Below are 15,656 nucleotides of genomic sequence, written 5' to 3' on the forward strand. Positions count from 1 at the left end.
TTACCGGCTTATTGCCCGTAGTAGGCATTTTTGCCGTGTTTGCGCAGGTAATGTTTATCCAGCAGTGCCGGTTGCATGCTGTGAATGCCCGGCGTCAGCTGACGTGAGAAAATCCCCATGTAGGCAATTTCTTCCAGCACCACGGCGTTATGCACCGCGCTGTGCGCGTCCTTGCCCCAGGCGAACGGCCCGTGTGAATTGACCAATACTGCCGGAATGGCGTTCGGGTTGATGCCGCGACGGCGGAAGGTATCGATAATGACCTTGCCGGTTTCCAGCTCGTATTCATGCTCAATTTCGTCTTCGGTCATCAGGCGGGTACAGGGAATGGCACCGTAGAAGTAATCGGCGTGGGTGGTGCCCCAGGCGGGGATATCCAATCCTGCCTGCGCCCAGATGGTAGCGTGGCGCGAATGGGTATGAACGATACCGCCGATATCGGCGAATTCACGGTACAGCGCCAGATGGGTAGCGGTGTCAGAGGAGGGCTTTTTGGTGCCCTCGACGGTGTGCCCGTTGGCGAGATCGACCACCACCATGTCCTCCGCGGTCATGTGTTCATACTCCACGCCGGAAGGTTTGATCACCACCAGCCCGCGTTCGCGATCCACGGCGCTGACGTTACCCCAGGTGAAGGTCACCAGGTTATGGCGCGGCAGGTCTAGGTTGGCTTCCAGCACCTGTTGTTTAAGCTGCGGCAGCGTTAGCATGTCATACCCCCTTGTTGCATTTTCTGTTCGATCCACCGGCGGGCCTGCACAATCTCGGCCACCGGCTCTTCGGCTTTTTCGGTCCACATTTCAATCAGGAAAGAACCACGGTAGTTAAGCTGTTTCAGGGTGCGGAATACGGCGACAAAATCGACGCAGCCTTCGCCAAACGGCACGTCGCGGAACTGTCCCGGCGAGCTATCGGTAACCGGGTAAGTGTCTTTCAAATGGATGGCGGCGATGCGGTCAATGCCCAGCGCCAACTCCTGCGCCACGTCATTGCCCCAGGCGCTCAGATTGCCGACGTCCGGATAGACCGTGAACCAGGGGGAGGCCAGGCAGGCGTCCCAGGCTTTCCATTTGCTGATGGAGTTCATAAAGGCGGTGTCCATGATCTCTACCGCCAGCATCACCTGCGCTGCGGCGGCGCGCTCGACTGCCCACTGCATACCCTCGGTGAAGCGGGCAAGGGTGCTTTCGTCCTGCGGCTCGTAATAGACGTCATACCCGGCGAGCTGAATGGTGCGGATGCCGACGTCCTTCGCCAGTTGAATCGCCTGTTCCATCATCTCGAAGGCACGCTGACGCAGCGCATCGTCATGGCTGCCGAAGGGAAAGCGGCGATGACCGGACAGGCACATCGACGGGATGCTGATGCCGGTTTCCAGCATGGCGCTGACTAACGACAACCGCTGCTCCTTGCTCCAGCTCAGACGTGCCAGCCGCTCGTCGCTTTCATCCACCGACATTTCGACAAAATCAAAACCGCAGGCCTTGGCCAGCGCCAGCCGCTCGGGCCAGGTCAGGTGCTTCGGCAAGGCTTTTTCATAAATTCCCAAGGGGTGCTGACGCATATCAACTTCTCCAGATGTCATCAATGGCCGAGCGGAACTGACCGGCAGCGGCCAGCGGATCGGCAGCCTCCGCCAGCGCTCTGCCGACGATAAAAGCGGTCACGGCGATGTCTTTAAACAGCGGCAAATCGGTCGGCGTGATACCGCCGGTCACCGACAATTCAATGCCCAGATCAGACAAGGCCTTCATCAGATCCAAATCTTCATGGCTCCAGGTTTGCCCGCTGGCCTGCGCGTCGCGGCCACGGTGGTATATCGCCTGGCGGATACCGAGGTCGCGCCACTGTTGGGCATCCTCCAACGTCCAGCGGCCGAACAGCTCAATTTGAATCTCGCCCTGGTGTCGTTGCGCCACTTCCAGCGCACTGGCCATGGTGGCCAACGGGGCGGCGCAAATGACGGTCATCCAGTTGGCACCGTGGCCGAAGGCCTGCTGCGCCAGCGTGCCACCGGCATCGGCCACTTTCAGGTCGGCCACCAGCGTATGTTGCGGGCAGCGCTCGCGCAGTGCGCTCACCGCCTGAATACCGGCGCTGATGCATAAGATGGTGCCGGCCTCGATGATGTCGACGTGGGGCCGCAGGCGTTCTGCCGTCTGCAGAGCGGCATCTAACCGGGTGTGATCGAGCGCCAGCTGCAGGCGCGGTTTATTGCTCATAAAGCCTCCTTACTGTGCGGATTGCAGCGTTTGCAGCGCGGCAATCAGCGCCTGATAACGTTGGTGTTTTTTGCCGTAGGCCGCGCTTGCTGAAGCATCCGGCAACACCCGCTCAATACGTGGCGCCAGCTCGCGTTGGGCAGCGGTGAAGTCGCTGAATGCGCCGCTGCCGACCATCGCCGCCATCGCGGCGCCCAGGCAGCCGGTTTCTTCCACCTGCGGCAGTTCGACCGGCAGGCCGCTGACGTCGGCAAACATCTGCATCCAGGGCACTGACTTGGCTGGGCCACCGGTGACGCGCAGCGCGGTGGCCTCAGGGAAACGTTGCCGCATGCGGTTGAGATGGGTCATATGGCAGAACACCACGCCCTCGTAAATCGCCTGCACCAGGTGCTCGCGCTGGTGGAAAGCCTGCAGGCCGTGGAAGCTGGCGCTCAGGCCCAACCCGGCGTTGGAGCCATACAGGAAGGGTGCGAACAGCAGGCTGCTGTCGGCCTTGGGCAACGCCGCTACCCAGTCATTGAGTTGGGCGTAGTCTTGCAGGCCCCATTGTCGGCAGAACCACTCCAGGTTGGCAGCGGAGGTGGGGCTGGCTTCATGCACGATGTATTTGCCGGCTTCGGCATGACGGCCATAAACAAAGGGATGATCGAACCCTGCGGTAATGCGGTCGGTGATGCCGCTGGTGACCGACCAGGTACCCATCACCGCATTGAGTCGGGTTTCGTCCTGCAGCCCGGCGCACAGTGCGGTGGACACCACGTCAAACAGCCCGCCAACCACCGGCGTTCCCGGCAGCAGCCCGGTCGCGGCGGCAGCAGTAGCGTTGACGCGACCGGTGATTTCAGCGGAACCGACGATAGGTGACAGCGCGGGCATGATGTCGCCAATCCCCAGCAACTGCGCCAGCGCCGGGTCATAGCGGCCGTCGGCCATCTGATAAAGATTGGATTCGGAGATATTGGTCTCTTCGCAGGCCAGCTCGCCGGTCAGGCAGTGGCGCAGATAATCGTGCGCCATCAAAACGCTGCCAATTTGGCGATAGCGTTCCGGCTGGTGTTGCCTGACCCAGCGCAGCAATGACACCGGATGGCCGGTCCACAGCGTTTGTCGGGTCTGCGGGTAGAGCGCCTGCGGCACGCCCTGTTTTTGCCACTCCTGCACCAGTGTCAATGCGCGCTGATCGGAAGACAGCATGGCGTTGCCCAGCGGCAGGCCGCGTTTATCCAATAAAAACGCGCCCTTGCCCTGTGCCGAGATGCCGATTGCCTGAATATCGCCGGCGACAATCTCGTTGCGGGCCAAGACTTCCCGGATCACCTCGGCGGCGGTGCTCCACAGCGCGTGCATATCCCGTTCCGCCCAGCCGGGCTGTGGCGCGATAATCTCAAGATTGCGGCGGGCAATATCCAGCTCGCTACCTCGGCGGTCATACAGCCCGGCTTTGATAAAGGTGCCGCCGCAGTCCAACCCCAACCAATATTCCATTATTCGACCCCCGCTTTCTGGTCGCATTTATTCGGCAACATCAGTGCCAGTACCGAAGCGATGGCCAGCGATACCGCCAGGCTGTAAACGCCGACATCCTTGCTGAACAGGCTGATCAAAACGCCGACCATGTACGGGCCGCAGAAGCCGCCCAGGTTGCCCAGTGCGTTGATCACGCCGCGTGCCCCGCCGGCCACTTCGGCGTTAAACAGTTTGGGAGGAATGGTCCAAAACACCCCGGCGGCGGCCTGGATAAAGACGCCGCAGCCAACCAGCGCTGCGTAAGACCACCAGATGTGATCTTTTAACAGCACTGACAGCGCCATACAGATGGCGAAGCAGGCCAGCGGCAATGCGACGAACACTTTGCGTTTGCCGGTACGATCGGACAGGGTGGAGATGATCAGCATGCCGAAGATGGCGCCGATATAGGGCAGGATGGCCAGCATGCCGACCTGCTCCATGTTGCCGTTGGTCAGCCCCTTGAGGATGGTCGGCAGCCACAGGGTGTAGCCGTAGATCCCGGTTTGATAGAAGAAGTTCACCATGATCAACTGCCACATGATCTTGTCGCCCAGCACCCGGCGCAGCGAGGCGTTACGCACCGTTTTGCCTTTGATCAGCAGCTGTTCGTCATGCAACGTTTTGATCAGGTAGTCTTTTTCAGCCTGTGAAATCCACTTGGCCTCCTGCGGGCGGTTGCTGATGGTGAAATACCACAGCACCATCACCACCAGCGACAGCGCGCCTTCCACCAGGAACAGCATGCGCCAGTCCCAGGCGGTGATGATCCAACCGGACAGCGGTGCGGTGAGAATACCGGCAATGGGCACGAACATAATTACGATGGCGTTGGCGCGCCCGCGCTCCTTGTCCGGGAACCAGTTGCTGATCATGGTCAGCACCACCGGCAGCATGCCGCCCTCGGAGACGCCTAGCGCGAAACGCAGGAATAACAGCTGATATTGATTGCTGACCAGCCCGGTCAGTACCGAGATCACCGCCCAGGCCAGCAGTGACCAGCCGATGAATTTCTTGCCGTTGCCGTACACCGCCAGCTTGCCACCCGGCACCTGCAAAAACAGATAGCCGATAAAGAAGATGCCGCCGGCCAGGCCGGCCATGGAAGCGGTGATGCCGAGTTCATCGTCCATGCCGCCGGGCATGGCGAAGGCAATATTCACCCGGTCCATGTAGGAGATGATGCAGGTAATAAGAATAGGCGGCACTATTCTCAACCAGCGTAATTTGGGAATGACCTGGCTGCGGCTAACGGAAACAGAGGCTGTATTCATCTATACACCTTTCGCTATTTTGTAGGGTCGGGCTTTATTGTTTTGGTTTGCGTTGGGCACAAGGGTGCCCGCACCGGCCTGAGGACCGGTGTTTTTTGCAGGTTTTCGTTTGCTGCTAATTAAGCGCTAAATAATGCCAGCGGTATTTTCACCACCACTTTGCGAATATCGCCGGGTTGTTGGTTAATACAGGCCGGGCGATGCACATCCTGCGGGAAAAATACCGCAAAATTTCCGGGCTGCAGGGTTAACCAGGATTCATCGGCGACGTCCTGATAAAAAAGAATGTCGCGCTGCGCCAGCAAATCCTGGTGGATCGGGTTATTACCGCGATCTGCCGCCACACCGATCAATTCGGTGCCGCTGACCAGAAACTGCACGTCGACGTTTTCCCGGTGTACCTCCGGTTGCAGATCGCTCGGCTGGTGGGTCTGCAGATCCAGCACCTGTACCACGTAGCCGGTGGCAGGATCCTGATACCGACCGGCGGGCAGGGCGCTGAAATCGGTGCTTTGCAGATAGGCGATGGCTTTGGCCACCGGCGCCGGGTACTGTTCCGGCGAAGTATGGGCAATATGGCCGAATATCATGGTGACTCTCCTGTTAAAGCGCCTGAATGCGCGCCCAGACGCGCTCATCCACGGGAATGCCGTCACGCATGTTTTCCGCGTGAATACGTGGGAATTTATGGCCCGGCAGGCGAATGGCTATCTCCGGGTTGTCGCGTTCTGCGCTGGTGATGTAGTCCATGATGCGCTGCAGTTTGGCATCGCGGGTGGCGCCGTCGATCAAGCGTTCGATCTCAATGGCGATGAAGACCTGCGACACGCCATACTCTTCGCGGTTGTCTTCGGTCACTTCCGCCACTGAGGATCCGCCAGACAGCAGGGTGGCAATCATATCGAGCACGATCGACAGCGCGGATCCTTTCCAGTAGCCCATAGGCAAAATGCGGCGGTTCTCTTCAATGGTGGCAGGATCGCGCGTCAATTGTCCGTCGTTGTCGAAACCGCCGTCCACCGGCAGCGTTTTGCCCGCCAGCCGATTTAGCTCCAAAGCACCATAGGAGAACATCGACATCGACATATCCACCATGGTGATGGGGTTGCCCGGCACCGCGACGATCAGCGGGTTGGTGCCGATCCGGCACTCCTTGGCGCCCCAGGGTGGCATAACGGCAATCGAGTTGGTCCAGCAGATACCGATATAACCTTTCTCCGCCGCCTGCCAACCGAAACCACCGCCGCGCATCCAGTGGTTGGCATTGCGCAGGGCCACCAGACCTATGCCGTGGCTGTCGGCCAACTGCATGGCGCGATCCATCATCCGGCGCGCCGTGAGATTGCCGATACCCTGATGCGCGTCCCATTGTTCAATGGCTCCGAGTGACAACAGCTTGCTGGGTTCGGCGTCCGGCACGATATCGCCGGCGTCCAACTGCTGAATAAAGCGTGGGAAACGGTTAACGCCGTGGGAGTAAACGCCGTTGGCAGAGGTGTCGGCGAACATGCCCGCACAGTCATCAGCGGTGGCTTCCGCCACGCCCCGCGACAGCAGCACGCGTTTGAATTCCTGTTTCAGATCGGTGTAACTCACTCTCATGCTGGTTCTCCGCTACGGCATTTTTGTTTGTTTTGTGTTCTTTTAATTTCAATATACGAAATTGCATTTCAAATAAATGCTATACCTGCGGCCAGGTGAAGTCAAAGCGAGGGAAGAGAAAGTTATTTATATAAAACAAAAGGTTAAATTAACTTGGTGGTTTTGTGATCGCAGACACGTTTTTGGTCGTTGCGGTGTTTTAGGCGTGGCAAAGCAGAGCGGTAACTGCCCGCTCTGCTTTGGCCTTTATGACTAATTACCCTCGCGTATTCAGTATCTTGCGGTACAGCGAAGTGGTGGCGGTGATGTACAACTCATTGCCGTCTGGTCCGCCAAACGTGCAGTTGGAGACCCGCTCTGGCACTTCGATCTTACCGAGCTGTGTTCCCTGACTGTCGAAGATCAGTATGCCGTCGGCGCAGCTGCAAAAAATGTTTCCTAACGCATCGACACAAAAGCCGTCCGGGAAGCCGGGGGCCACGGTGGCAAAACGGCGTCCGGCGTTCAGTTCACGTCCGTTAACCTGATACACCCGCAGCTCTCTGCGGCCCAGGGTTGGGAAATCGACGATCGACATATCCGCCACGTACAACAGAGACTCATCCGGCGAGAACGCCAGGCCGTTAGGGCGCTGGAGATCGCTGGCCGCGATGTTCAGCGAACCGTCGCGGGGATCGAAGCAGTAAAGGTAACAGCCAACGATCTGGCTTTCCGACTTGTAACCTTCTTCGTCACCGATAATGCCGTAGGGCGGATCGGTAAACCAAAGGGTGCCGTCGGAACGCACCGCCAGATCGTTGGGTGAGTTGAAACGCTTGCCGTCAACGCGATCGACCAGCATTTGCACCTCACCGTTGTTTTCGGTTCGGCTGATGCCGCGTCGTCCGTGCTCGCAGCTGACCACGCGGCCTTCGGCATCCCGTGCGTTGCCGTTGGCATAATGCGACGGGGAGCGCCACAGGCTCAGTTCCCCCTGTCGCGACCAGCGGAACATGCGATTGCCTTTCACATCGCTGAACACCACCGCGTTTTGTGCGGGCAGCCACACCGGCCCCTCGGCCCAAATGGCCGGTGAGCACAGGCGTTCTAGCGGCGGGCCCGCCATCATTTCGTTCATGCTGACCTCCGCTTACTTCACGCCCCAAATGGCTTTGTAATGGCCCTGATAATCATTTTGCGGGTCATACAGGTTACTGGCGCCGCCGTCGGCGGTGATGTTGTCGCGGGTCACCAGGTGCGCCGGGGTCACGTAGCCGGAAGGTGGCTGTTTGGCGAAGGCACGGTTGAACTCATCCAGCAGTTGCCAGCCGTGCAGTTTAAGCGGCTCCGGTACCGTGGCTGACTGGCTGCCGCCGGAACGAATGCGCTGATAGGCCGAAATCGAGCCGTCGCCGGCGGAAATGCTGTATGGCGCATGGGTACCGCCCTTACCGGCGGTTTTCAGTGCCGGTGCCATAAAGTCAAAATACAAATCGTTGATCGCCAGTGCGTACTGGAATTGATCGCCGTATTTCTGCAGCAGGCTGAAGGTCATGGCGGGCATGCGGTTGGCGGTGTCCGCCAGCGGGGTATCGATAAACTCAACCACCTTGCAGCCGCTGCATTTGCCGATCTCCTCTTTCATCACGTTGGCTTTGTCCAGCGCGATTTGGTACAGCGAATCGGTGAAGATCAGCACGCTGGCTTTGCCGCCGGACTGCACCACGGCATATTGGGCGGCAATGCGCGCCACTTCGTTAGAGTCAGAGGTGACGTTATAGAACACGCTGTACTTGGCGATTGGCCCCGGCTCCGGCACCGCGTGCCAGGCCGTCAGCACTATGCCTTGTTGAATGGCCTTTTTCAGCGGGATCTTGGCGACGTTAGGGTTCCAGCCGCCGATCACTATGCCGTCCGGCTTTTGGGCAATGGCCTGATTGAGCGAGGCCAGCTGATCTTTCACCGAGCCACCGCCGTCGAGGGTTTCCAGCTTCCAGCCCGCGGCTTTCGCCGCTTCGCTCAGCCCTTCCTGCACCCCTTGCACACCGCCGTTTTTCATGTCCGAAGCGATAAAGATGATTTTCTTGTTGGCTTGCAGCTGTGGCCCGCTGGTGGGGCCGTCCCACTGAGTCACGCTGGCAGTCGCCTTGGCGACCGCTGCGGTGGCCTGATCCAGATAGGCGTCGGCCCAGGCGGATGAAGCAGCGCTGGCCAGCAGCAGGGTAGTCGGTAATATCCAAAGACGTTTCATTTGGTGCACTCCTGGTTAAGGATTGATCGCTTTTTGGTTATTTTTATCAGCCGTAGAGGCTGGGCTGCGTTGTACCGCTTTTTGATTGAGTAACCGGCGGCGTTGGGCATAGCCCGCCAGGGTGATCGACAGCAACAGCGTCGCACCGTTGAACAGTGGCTCGACCCAGAATTCACCGCCGAACTGTTGGATACCGGCGATGCCGATAGCCAGAATGGCAATGCCAACCACGGTGCCCCAGACGTTAACCCGGCCCGGGCGAATGGTGGTGCTGCCGAGGAAGGCGCCGACCAGCGCCGGCAGCAGGTAGTCCATGCCGACGCTGGCCTGACCAACGCCCTGTTCGGCGGCGATCAGTACGCCACTGAAGCCGGTCAGCACGCTGGAGGCGATAAAGGCGCCAATGGTGAAGCGATTGACCGAGATGCCGTTCAGCCGTGCCGCCGCCGGATTGCCGCCCACGGCGTACATGCAGCGGCCAAGCGGGGTATGTTCGGTGATCAACCACAGCACCACGGCGACGATCAGCACGTAGAATGCGACGATCGGGATCCCGCCGATCTCGGTATGGTGCAGGGCGATGAAAGCATCCGGTAGATCGCCGACGATCTGCCTCCCGCCGGAGTGCCACAGCGCAATGGCATACAGCACGGTGCCGGATCCGAGCGTGGCGACGAAGCTGTCGATGTCCGCCAGTGCCACCAGAATACCGTTCAGCAGGCCGTACAGAGCGGAAAGGGCCAGCACCGTCAGTACCGCCATCTGCCACGAAAAACCGTATTCCACCTGCAGGGTGATGGCCAGGATATGCCACAGCACGATGCCGAAACCGACGTTAAGGTCAATTTTGCCGACGATCATCGGGATGGTCGCCGCCAGTGCCAGCAGCGCAATCTTGGCTTTGCTGGAGAGGATTGCCTGCAGCGTCAGCATGGACGCGAAAGACGGTGCGATCAGCGAAAATAGCACCACCAGCGCAACGCACAGCAGCAGCAGGCCGTAGCGGGTGAGAACCTGCATCAGCCAGGGGCCGGCACCGTCCTGCGACAGGCTGACTCTTTGCTCCAGTGCCGTTGATTTAACAGATGTTTTAGACATGGCCTACCTCAGATTCTAACGTTGTCGCGAGGGGTTCCCCGGAGCTGGCGGAGGCCAGTTCCAATAAATTGGCGAATGACACCTGCTGATTTTTCAGCTCGCCGACCACTTTTCCCCGGTTAAACACCAGTGCGCGGTTGCAGATATGGGCGATCTCTTCAAAGTCATTGGAGATCACCAACACCGCCACGCCCTCCGCCAGGGATTTATTTAACAGATGATAGATTTCCGCCCGGGCCCCTACGTCTACACCGGCGGTGGGATCTTCCAGGATCAGCAATGGGGCACCGAGGTGCATCCAGCGCGCCATCACCACCTTTTGCTGGTTCCCGCCGGACAGGGCGCTGATATCGATATTGACGTCCTTGGGCCGCACGTCGAACAGCTGTACTTTCCACCAACTGGCGCCGATTTCTGCCCGGCGGCTGTAGCGGGAAAGCAGCTTGTGGCCACTGGCACAAGGGTTGATAAACAGGTTTTCACGCACGCTCATCGACATCACCAGGCTTTCGCCGGTACGGTCACCCGCCACCAGCGAAACGCCGCAGGCCATGGCCTGTTGTGGGCTACTGGCGCTATAGGGTTGGTCGCGAAAGCGGATTTCACCTTCATCGGCATGACGCAGGCCGAACAGCAGGCGGCCAATCTCTTCTTGGCCTGCGCCGCGCAGGCCGGCCAGCGCCAGCATTTCACCGGGCTGCAGGTTAAAGCTGACCGGGCCGATATCACCCACCACCACGTGATTGAGCTGCAACACCGGCGGCTGATTTTCCGGCAGGGGCTCGCGCTGATCTTCTGCCATTGCCTCACCGACGATCATATGCACCAGATCCCGCAGCGAATAGTCGGCGGTACTGCCGCCCGCCACATAGCGGCCGTCGCGCATGACGCATACCCGGTCGGCAATTTCGATCACTTCGTCCAGCCGATGGGTGACGTAAATCATGCCGACCTTTTTGTCGCGCAGCCGGTTAATAACGGCAAACAGATGACGCACATCGTTGGCGGGCAGCGAGGCGGTCGGCTCATCCAACACCAGCAGTTCGGCGTTAACGGCCACCGCCCGGGCGATCGCCAGCAGCGATTTCTCGGTGCGCGACAGTTCGAACACCCTGGCGTCGGGATCCAGCGCGATGCCGACATCCTGCAGCGCCTGAGCAGCGCGGCGGCGAATGGCTCGCCAGTCGATCAGGCCGAAGCGGCGTGGGAATCCCATCACCAGCGCCATGTTCTCCGCTACCGTCATCCATTCGATCAGCCCGAGATCCTGATGAATAAAGGCAATAGGCTGGCGACTGTCACTTTTTATCGCCGCGGCGGAGGCTATGCTGGTCCCCTGAAACTGAATGTCGCCGCCGTCGCGTGGATACACCCCGGCCAGCACTTTGATCAGCGTCGATTTGCCGGCGCCATTTTCGCCCAGCAGGGCCAGGACTTCGCCCGGCATCACCTGCAGACTGACGTCGTTTACCGCGACGTTGCCGCCAAAGCGCTTAACGATATGGCTGAGGGTTAGAATGGGTTGTTCCGCATTATCTGGTGTCATGTGATGCGCCCCTGATAGTGAAATACGCAATCGGATTTATGCTTTCTGGTGTTTATATGTCCGTTAAATTTCAATATGCGAAATTCAATTTCAAAAATAATATGCCGAACGCCAATCTAAAGCAAAGCCGGAGGTGTTTTAATTCTTGTTTTAAAACAACTGGTTATTTATGTCTTTGCGGAATTGTGACGTACAACTCACTTCAGGGGTTAGCAGAATGTTGCGCATTTTTAACCTGCTGCTGACAATGAAACGGCGTTCCGTCTTCACCTGATGCGGGCCTTGGGGTAACATTCCCGCCAAAGGGGCCGTTTGCCACGCCGTGGCGTTGGCCGGCGGTTCGACACTGGAGAAATTGCGCAATGAGCTTGAAAGCTGTCGAAGAGAAAGATGACAAGAAAGACAAACCCCTGGGCAGTCAAAGCCTGTTCCGCGGATTGCAACTGATTGAGATCCTGAGCAACTTCCCTAACGGCTGCCCACTGGCGCACCTGTCTGAGTTGGCCGGCATGAACAAAAGCACCGTCCATCGCCTGCTGCAAGGGTTGCATACCAGCGGATATGTGACACAGGCGCCGTCGCCCGGCAGCTATCGCCTGACCACCAAGTTCATTTCGGTCGGCCAGAAAGCGCTTTCTTCGTTGAATATTATCCACGTTGCCGCACCACATCTGGAGCAGCTCAATCTTGAGGTGGGGGAGACGGTAAACTTCTCCAGCCGTGAAGACGACCACGTTATTTTGATCTACAAGCTGGAGCCCACCACCGGCATGATGCGCACTCGTGCCTATATCGGTCAGCATATGCCGCTGTACTGCTCGGCGATGGGCAAGATATTTATGGCCTACGGCAACAGTGATTATCCGGAACACTACTGGCAGACACATCAGCATGAGATCCAGACGCTGACGCGCAATACCATTACCGAATTACCGAAGATGTATGAGGAATTGGCCGACATTCGCAAACAGGGCATGGCGATGGATCGCGAAGAAAATGAGCTGGGCGTGTCCTGCGTAGCGGCGCCGGTGTTTGATATTCAACAGCGGGTGCCCTACGCGGTATCGGTATCGTTGCCGACCGCCAAACTGCAGCAAATCGGCGTTAAAGCCCTGATTAAGCCAGTGCTGGCAACCGCACAGCGCATTTCTCAGGAGCTGGGTTTTGTCATTCCCGCCTGATTATTAGCATTGCTGATAGTTGATTAGAAATATCAATTTCACCTAATAATTTTTTCCTCCTATGATGCGCGTGTTGACCGACACGCGCCGCTGACCGGCGCACTCTTTCTGTGAGGAATACCATGCTAGCTGTCTTTCTGCAGGGCTTTGCCCTGAGCGCCGCGATGATCCTGCCGCTGGGCCCGCAAAATGTTTTTGTCATGAACCAGGGCATCCGCCGTCAGTATCATCTGATGGTCGCCTCACTGTGCGCATTGAGCGATGTTGTGTTGATTTGCGGGGGGATTTTCGGCGGGAGCGCGTTGTTGAGTCGTTCGCCGTTGCTGCTGGCGTTGGTCACCTGGGGCGGGGTTGCCTTTCTGTTGTGGTACGGCTGGGGAGCGTTTCGCACCGCGTTCAGCCGCCAATTGGCGCTGGCAACGGCCGAGGAACTGAAGCAGAGTCGCTGGCGGCTGGTGGTGACTATGCTGGCGGTAACCTGGCTTAATCCGCACGTTTATCTCGATACTTTTGTGGTGTTGGGCAGCCTGGGCGGTCAGTTGGCGCCGGACGTTCGTTCCTGGTTTGCGCTGGGGGCGGTGAGCGCGTCGATTCTTTGGTTCTTCGCGCTGGCGCTGTTGGCTTCCTGGCTGGCACCCTGGTTGAAGACCCAAATGGCACAGCGCGTCATCAATACGCTGGTCGGCGTAGTGATGTGGGGCATCGCATTGCAATTGGCCTGGCAGGGCGCAAGTTTATAAGAATTTGTCACTAATCCGAATTCAAAAGCCCGTGCGATATGCTACGTTTGATGCCAAGGAACCGGCCGTTTTCAGTCGAGAAAGGCCGGTAATCAGTTACAGCCTGTCATCAAGGAGACTCTGTGAAGCTTAAAGCATTGGCTATGGCCGCAATGATTGGATTAGGGACGTTACCGCTGGCGTTGCAAGCGGCTGAAGTGCCGGAAGGGCCGCACGTAGTGACCTCTGGCACTTCAAGCGTTGACGCCACTCCAGATATCGCCACCCTGGCGATCGAGGTCAGCGTTTCTTCTAAAGACGCGGCACAGGCGAAGAAGCAGGTCGATGAGCGCGTAGCGCAATATTTTGATTTCCTGCAGAAAAACAATATCGAGAAGAAAGACATCAGCGCCGCAAATCTGCGCACCCAGCCGGAATACGATTACCTGAAAACCGGTGAGTCGGTGCTGAAAGGCTACCGTGCAGTTCGTCAGGTGCAGGTTACTCTGCGTCAGTTGGATAAGTTGAACGAGCTGCTGGACGGCGCGTTGAAGTCTGGCCTGAACGAGATCCGCGCCGTTGAGTTGGGCGTAGCCAAACCGGATGTTTACCGCGAACAGGCGCGTCAGAAAGCCATCGAGAACGCTACGCAGCAGGCGGCTTCACTGGCGAAAGGCTTTAACGCGAAACTGGGGCCGGTTTATAGCATTCGTTATCATGTCGCCAACTACCAGCCGATGCCGGTAGCGCGCATGTACAAAGCGGCGGGAGCCGCTGCGGAAAGCGACGTGGCGCAAACCTACGAGCAGCAGAGCATTCACTTTGACGATCAGGTCGATGTAGTCTTCGAGCTGCAGCGCAACACGGCGCAGTAACATACCCGTCATACTTGAAGTTGCATCTGTGTTGGCTGCAGGCAGTCACCCCAGTCACTTACTTGAGTAAGCTCCTGGGGACTCCCGCCCTGGCCGCGTTACTCGGCAAAGCCTCGCCCCGTTGGGGCCAACTCAAGCGCATCACAACAAAACCCTTGGTTTTGTTGTGATGCAACTCCAATTATCTAGGGTATAAGTCGGTTTTTCAAACTGCTGATAAAACCTGTTATTAGCGAGAGCGTGCTGAAGTGGTCGTTACGACCTTGGCCGTTGGCCAATTTGCCGGGAGCAAATTGGAATGACTTCCAGTCGGCCCAGAGGGGAGAATACAGGGATGCATCCCGTAATAGCCCCTCGGTACGCGAGATCCGGGAATCTCGGACTTAAAACAGCTTTGTTAGTAATCTGAGGTTCGCTGCGGCGAACCTTTTTACCTTTTAATCCTGACGCAGAACCTGACGACCATGCTCCAGCAGGGCATCGGTCACTTTACGCATCATGCGGCTTTCCGGCGCGAAGCGGTGCCAGAACAGCATACGGCGCTGGAACAGGCCTGGTGTCAGGTCGATAAGCTCGCCCGACTCCAACTCTTTCTCAATCTGCAGATGCGGGATCATACAGCAGGTGGTGCCCTGACGAGCCAACTGCACGAAGGCTTCCGATGAATTCACGATATGACAGGGAACGCTGCCCGGCGACAGATCAAAGTTCTGCTGCAGGAAAGCCTGGTGCATGTCATCGAGATGGTCGAACGCCACCGCCGGCGCTTTTAGCAGCGCAGAACGCGTGACGCCGTTCGGGAAGTAGCGCTCGGCAAAACCCTTCGAGGCGACAAACAGATAGTCCAGCGCACCCAACCGGTCTACCAGGCAGCTCGGCAGCGGCTGCGGTTGGATACTCACCGCGCCGACCACTTCACCGCGCCGCAGGCGTTCCTGAGTACGGGTTTCGTCTTCCACCTGCAGGTTCAGGCGGATAGGAGAGTCCGTCAGCACCGGTTTTAACGCCGGCAGCAGCCAGGTGGCGAGGCTGTCGGCGTTGACCGCCAGCGACAGCAGCAACGGCGTGTCGATACCGGTGTCGTTGCCCAACCACTCCTCTTCCAGCAACTCGACCTGGTGCAGCAGCGCCAGCAATTTTTGGCCCTGCTCGGTCGGGCGCGGCGGTACGGTGCGGACCAGCAGCGGTTGGCCGAACAGGTTTTCCAACTGCTTAATGCGCTGGGATACTGCCGATTGGGTGATACAAAGCTTTTGCGCGGCGCGCTCAAAGCCGCGCTCACGGATCACCGCGTCCAGCGCTTGCAGCGTTCGATAGTCTGGGCGTTTCATCGGAAAGATATCCCTTACAGTAATAGATACAGGCACTATGCCACATCTGGGGTGTTTTACAGGTGGAAA

The 15,656-nt window shown here is 58.3% G+C and carries 15 protein-coding genes; 3 read left to right on the forward strand and 12 right to left on the reverse strand.

Annotated features, from left to right (window positions below; all coding sequences use genetic code 11):
- Positions 1-8: 8 nt before the first annotated feature.
- The 11 genes from araD to AAZT04_RS16490 all read right to left on the reverse strand — a co-directional run bounded on the left by araD (position 9) and on the right by AAZT04_RS16490 (position 11,481).
- Positions 9-710, reverse strand: a complete 702-nt coding sequence (gene araD, locus AAZT04_RS16440) for an L-ribulose-5-phosphate 4-epimerase (RefSeq protein ID WP_020828517.1) — start codon at positions 708-710, stop codon at positions 9-11.
- The gene (locus AAZT04_RS16445) at positions 704-1,564 is read right to left on the reverse strand and encodes an L-ribulose-5-phosphate 3-epimerase (protein ID WP_048760881.1); all 861 of its coding nucleotides are present in this window, start codon (positions 1,562-1,564) and stop codon (positions 704-706) included. Before AAZT04_RS16445 ends, araD begins: the two co-directional genes overlap by 7 nt.
- Position 1,565: 1 nt before the next feature.
- Entirely contained in the window at positions 1,566-2,222 is a 657-nt protein-coding gene (gene ulaD / locus AAZT04_RS16450) for a 3-keto-L-gulonate-6-phosphate decarboxylase UlaD (RefSeq protein ID WP_129941768.1), read from the reverse strand.
- Positions 2,223-2,231: 9 nt separating this feature from the next.
- Positions 2,232-3,710: an FGGY-family carbohydrate kinase gene (locus AAZT04_RS16455; RefSeq protein WP_129941767.1), complete on the reverse strand. Its 1,479-nt coding sequence runs from the start codon at positions 3,708-3,710 to the stop codon at positions 2,232-2,234.
- Positions 3,710-5,005, reverse strand: coding sequence for an MFS transporter (locus AAZT04_RS16460; protein ID WP_129941766.1), 1,296 nt, complete (start codon positions 5,003-5,005; stop codon positions 3,710-3,712). Before AAZT04_RS16460 ends, AAZT04_RS16455 begins: the two co-directional genes overlap by 1 nt.
- 119 nt (positions 5,006-5,124) lie before the next feature.
- Entirely contained in the window at positions 5,125-5,595 is a 471-nt protein-coding gene (locus tag AAZT04_RS16465) for a YhcH/YjgK/YiaL family protein (RefSeq protein WP_046372690.1), read from the reverse strand.
- A gap of 13 nt (positions 5,596-5,608) precedes the next feature.
- On the reverse strand, positions 5,609-6,607 hold the full coding sequence (gene yiaK / locus AAZT04_RS16470; protein ID WP_046372691.1) for a 3-dehydro-L-gulonate 2-dehydrogenase: 999 nt from the start codon (positions 6,605-6,607) through the stop codon (positions 5,609-5,611).
- Between the two features lie 256 nt (positions 6,608-6,863).
- Positions 6,864-7,724, reverse strand: coding sequence for an SMP-30/gluconolactonase/LRE family protein (locus AAZT04_RS16475; protein WP_046372692.1), 861 nt, complete (start codon positions 7,722-7,724; stop codon positions 6,864-6,866).
- Between the two features lie 12 nt (positions 7,725-7,736).
- Positions 7,737-8,837, reverse strand: a complete 1,101-nt coding sequence (locus AAZT04_RS16480) for an ABC transporter substrate-binding protein (protein ID WP_115058079.1) — start codon at positions 8,835-8,837, stop codon at positions 7,737-7,739.
- 15 nt (positions 8,838-8,852) lie between these two features.
- Positions 8,853-9,935 carry an ABC transporter permease gene (locus AAZT04_RS16485; RefSeq protein ID WP_258090622.1) on the reverse strand — a complete coding sequence of 361 codons (1,083 nt, stop codon included), beginning with the start codon at positions 9,933-9,935 and terminating at the stop codon, positions 8,853-8,855.
- Positions 9,928-11,481 (reverse strand): sugar ABC transporter ATP-binding protein, encoded by a 1,554-nt coding sequence (locus tag AAZT04_RS16490; protein WP_258090623.1) that lies wholly within the window; start codon positions 11,479-11,481, stop codon positions 9,928-9,930. Before AAZT04_RS16490 ends, AAZT04_RS16485 begins: the two co-directional genes overlap by 8 nt.
- Before the next feature lie 362 nt (positions 11,482-11,843).
- Between AAZT04_RS16490 and AAZT04_RS16495 the strand changes: the two genes are divergently transcribed.
- The 3 genes from AAZT04_RS16495 to AAZT04_RS16505 all read left to right on the forward strand — a co-directional run bounded on the left by AAZT04_RS16495 (position 11,844) and on the right by AAZT04_RS16505 (position 14,256).
- Positions 11,844-12,662: an IclR family transcriptional regulator gene (locus tag AAZT04_RS16495; protein WP_020828506.1), complete on the forward strand. Its 819-nt coding sequence runs from the start codon at positions 11,844-11,846 to the stop codon at positions 12,660-12,662.
- A gap of 122 nt (positions 12,663-12,784) precedes the next feature.
- A complete protein-coding gene (gene argO, locus AAZT04_RS16500) occupies positions 12,785-13,402 on the forward strand; it encodes an arginine exporter ArgO (RefSeq protein WP_020828505.1) in 618 nt (205 codons plus the stop codon).
- Between the two features lie 122 nt (positions 13,403-13,524).
- On the forward strand, positions 13,525-14,256 hold the full coding sequence (locus tag AAZT04_RS16505) for an oxidative stress defense protein (RefSeq protein WP_071888896.1): 732 nt from the start codon (positions 13,525-13,527) through the stop codon (positions 14,254-14,256).
- A gap of 437 nt (positions 14,257-14,693) precedes the next feature.
- Here the strand turns inward: AAZT04_RS16505 and AAZT04_RS16510 are convergent, their stop codons facing one another.
- Positions 14,694-15,587, reverse strand: coding sequence for a LysR family transcriptional regulator ArgP (locus AAZT04_RS16510; RefSeq protein ID WP_020828503.1), 894 nt, complete (start codon positions 15,585-15,587; stop codon positions 14,694-14,696).
- Between the last annotated feature and the right edge of the window lie 69 nt (positions 15,588-15,656).

The organism is Serratia sp. Je.1.23.a (genome assembly GCF_051129805.1).
Taxonomy (GTDB): domain Bacteria; phylum Pseudomonadota; class Gammaproteobacteria; order Enterobacterales; family Enterobacteriaceae; genus Serratia; species Serratia liquefaciens.

Bases quoted from the DNA above. Each gene is read 5' to 3' on its own strand.
- AAZT04_RS16480 (WP_115058079.1), bottom strand. From the start codon at position 8,837: ATGAAACGTCTTTGGATATTACCGACTACCCTGCTGCTGGCCAGCGCT.
- AAZT04_RS16495 (WP_020828506.1), top strand. From the start codon at position 11,844: ATGAGCTTGAAAGCTGTCGAAGAGAAAGATGACAAGAAAGACAAACCC.
- AAZT04_RS16465 (WP_046372690.1), bottom strand. From the start codon at position 5,595: ATGATATTCGGCCATATTGCCCATACTTCGCCGGAACAGTACCCGGCG.
- AAZT04_RS16445 (WP_048760881.1), bottom strand. From the start codon at position 1,564: ATGCGTCAGCACCCCTTGGGAATTTATGAAAAAGCCTTGCCGAAGCAC.
- AAZT04_RS16455 (WP_129941767.1), bottom strand. From the start codon at position 3,710: ATGGAATATTGGTTGGGGTTGGACTGCGGCGGCACCTTTATCAAAGCC.
- argO (WP_020828505.1), top strand. From the start codon at position 12,785: ATGCTAGCTGTCTTTCTGCAGGGCTTTGCCCTGAGCGCCGCGATGATC.
- AAZT04_RS16490 (WP_258090623.1), bottom strand. From the start codon at position 11,481: ATGACACCAGATAATGCGGAACAACCCATTCTAACCCTCAGCCATATC.
- AAZT04_RS16485 (WP_258090622.1), bottom strand. From the start codon at position 9,935: ATGTCTAAAACATCTGTTAAATCAACGGCACTGGAGCAAAGAGTCAGC.
- AAZT04_RS16510 (WP_020828503.1), bottom strand. From the start codon at position 15,587: ATGAAACGCCCAGACTATCGAACGCTGCAAGCGCTGGACGCGGTGATC.
- araD (WP_020828517.1), bottom strand. From the start codon at position 710: ATGCTAACGCTGCCGCAGCTTAAACAACAGGTGCTGGAAGCCAACCTA.
- AAZT04_RS16460 (WP_129941766.1), bottom strand. From the start codon at position 5,005: ATGAATACAGCCTCTGTTTCCGTTAGCCGCAGCCAGGTCATTCCCAAA.
- ulaD (WP_129941768.1), bottom strand. From the start codon at position 2,222: ATGAGCAATAAACCGCGCCTGCAGCTGGCGCTCGATCACACCCGGTTA.
- AAZT04_RS16475 (WP_046372692.1), bottom strand. From the start codon at position 7,724: ATGAACGAAATGATGGCGGGCCCGCCGCTAGAACGCCTGTGCTCACCG.
- yiaK (WP_046372691.1), bottom strand. From the start codon at position 6,607: ATGAGAGTGAGTTACACCGATCTGAAACAGGAATTCAAACGCGTGCTG.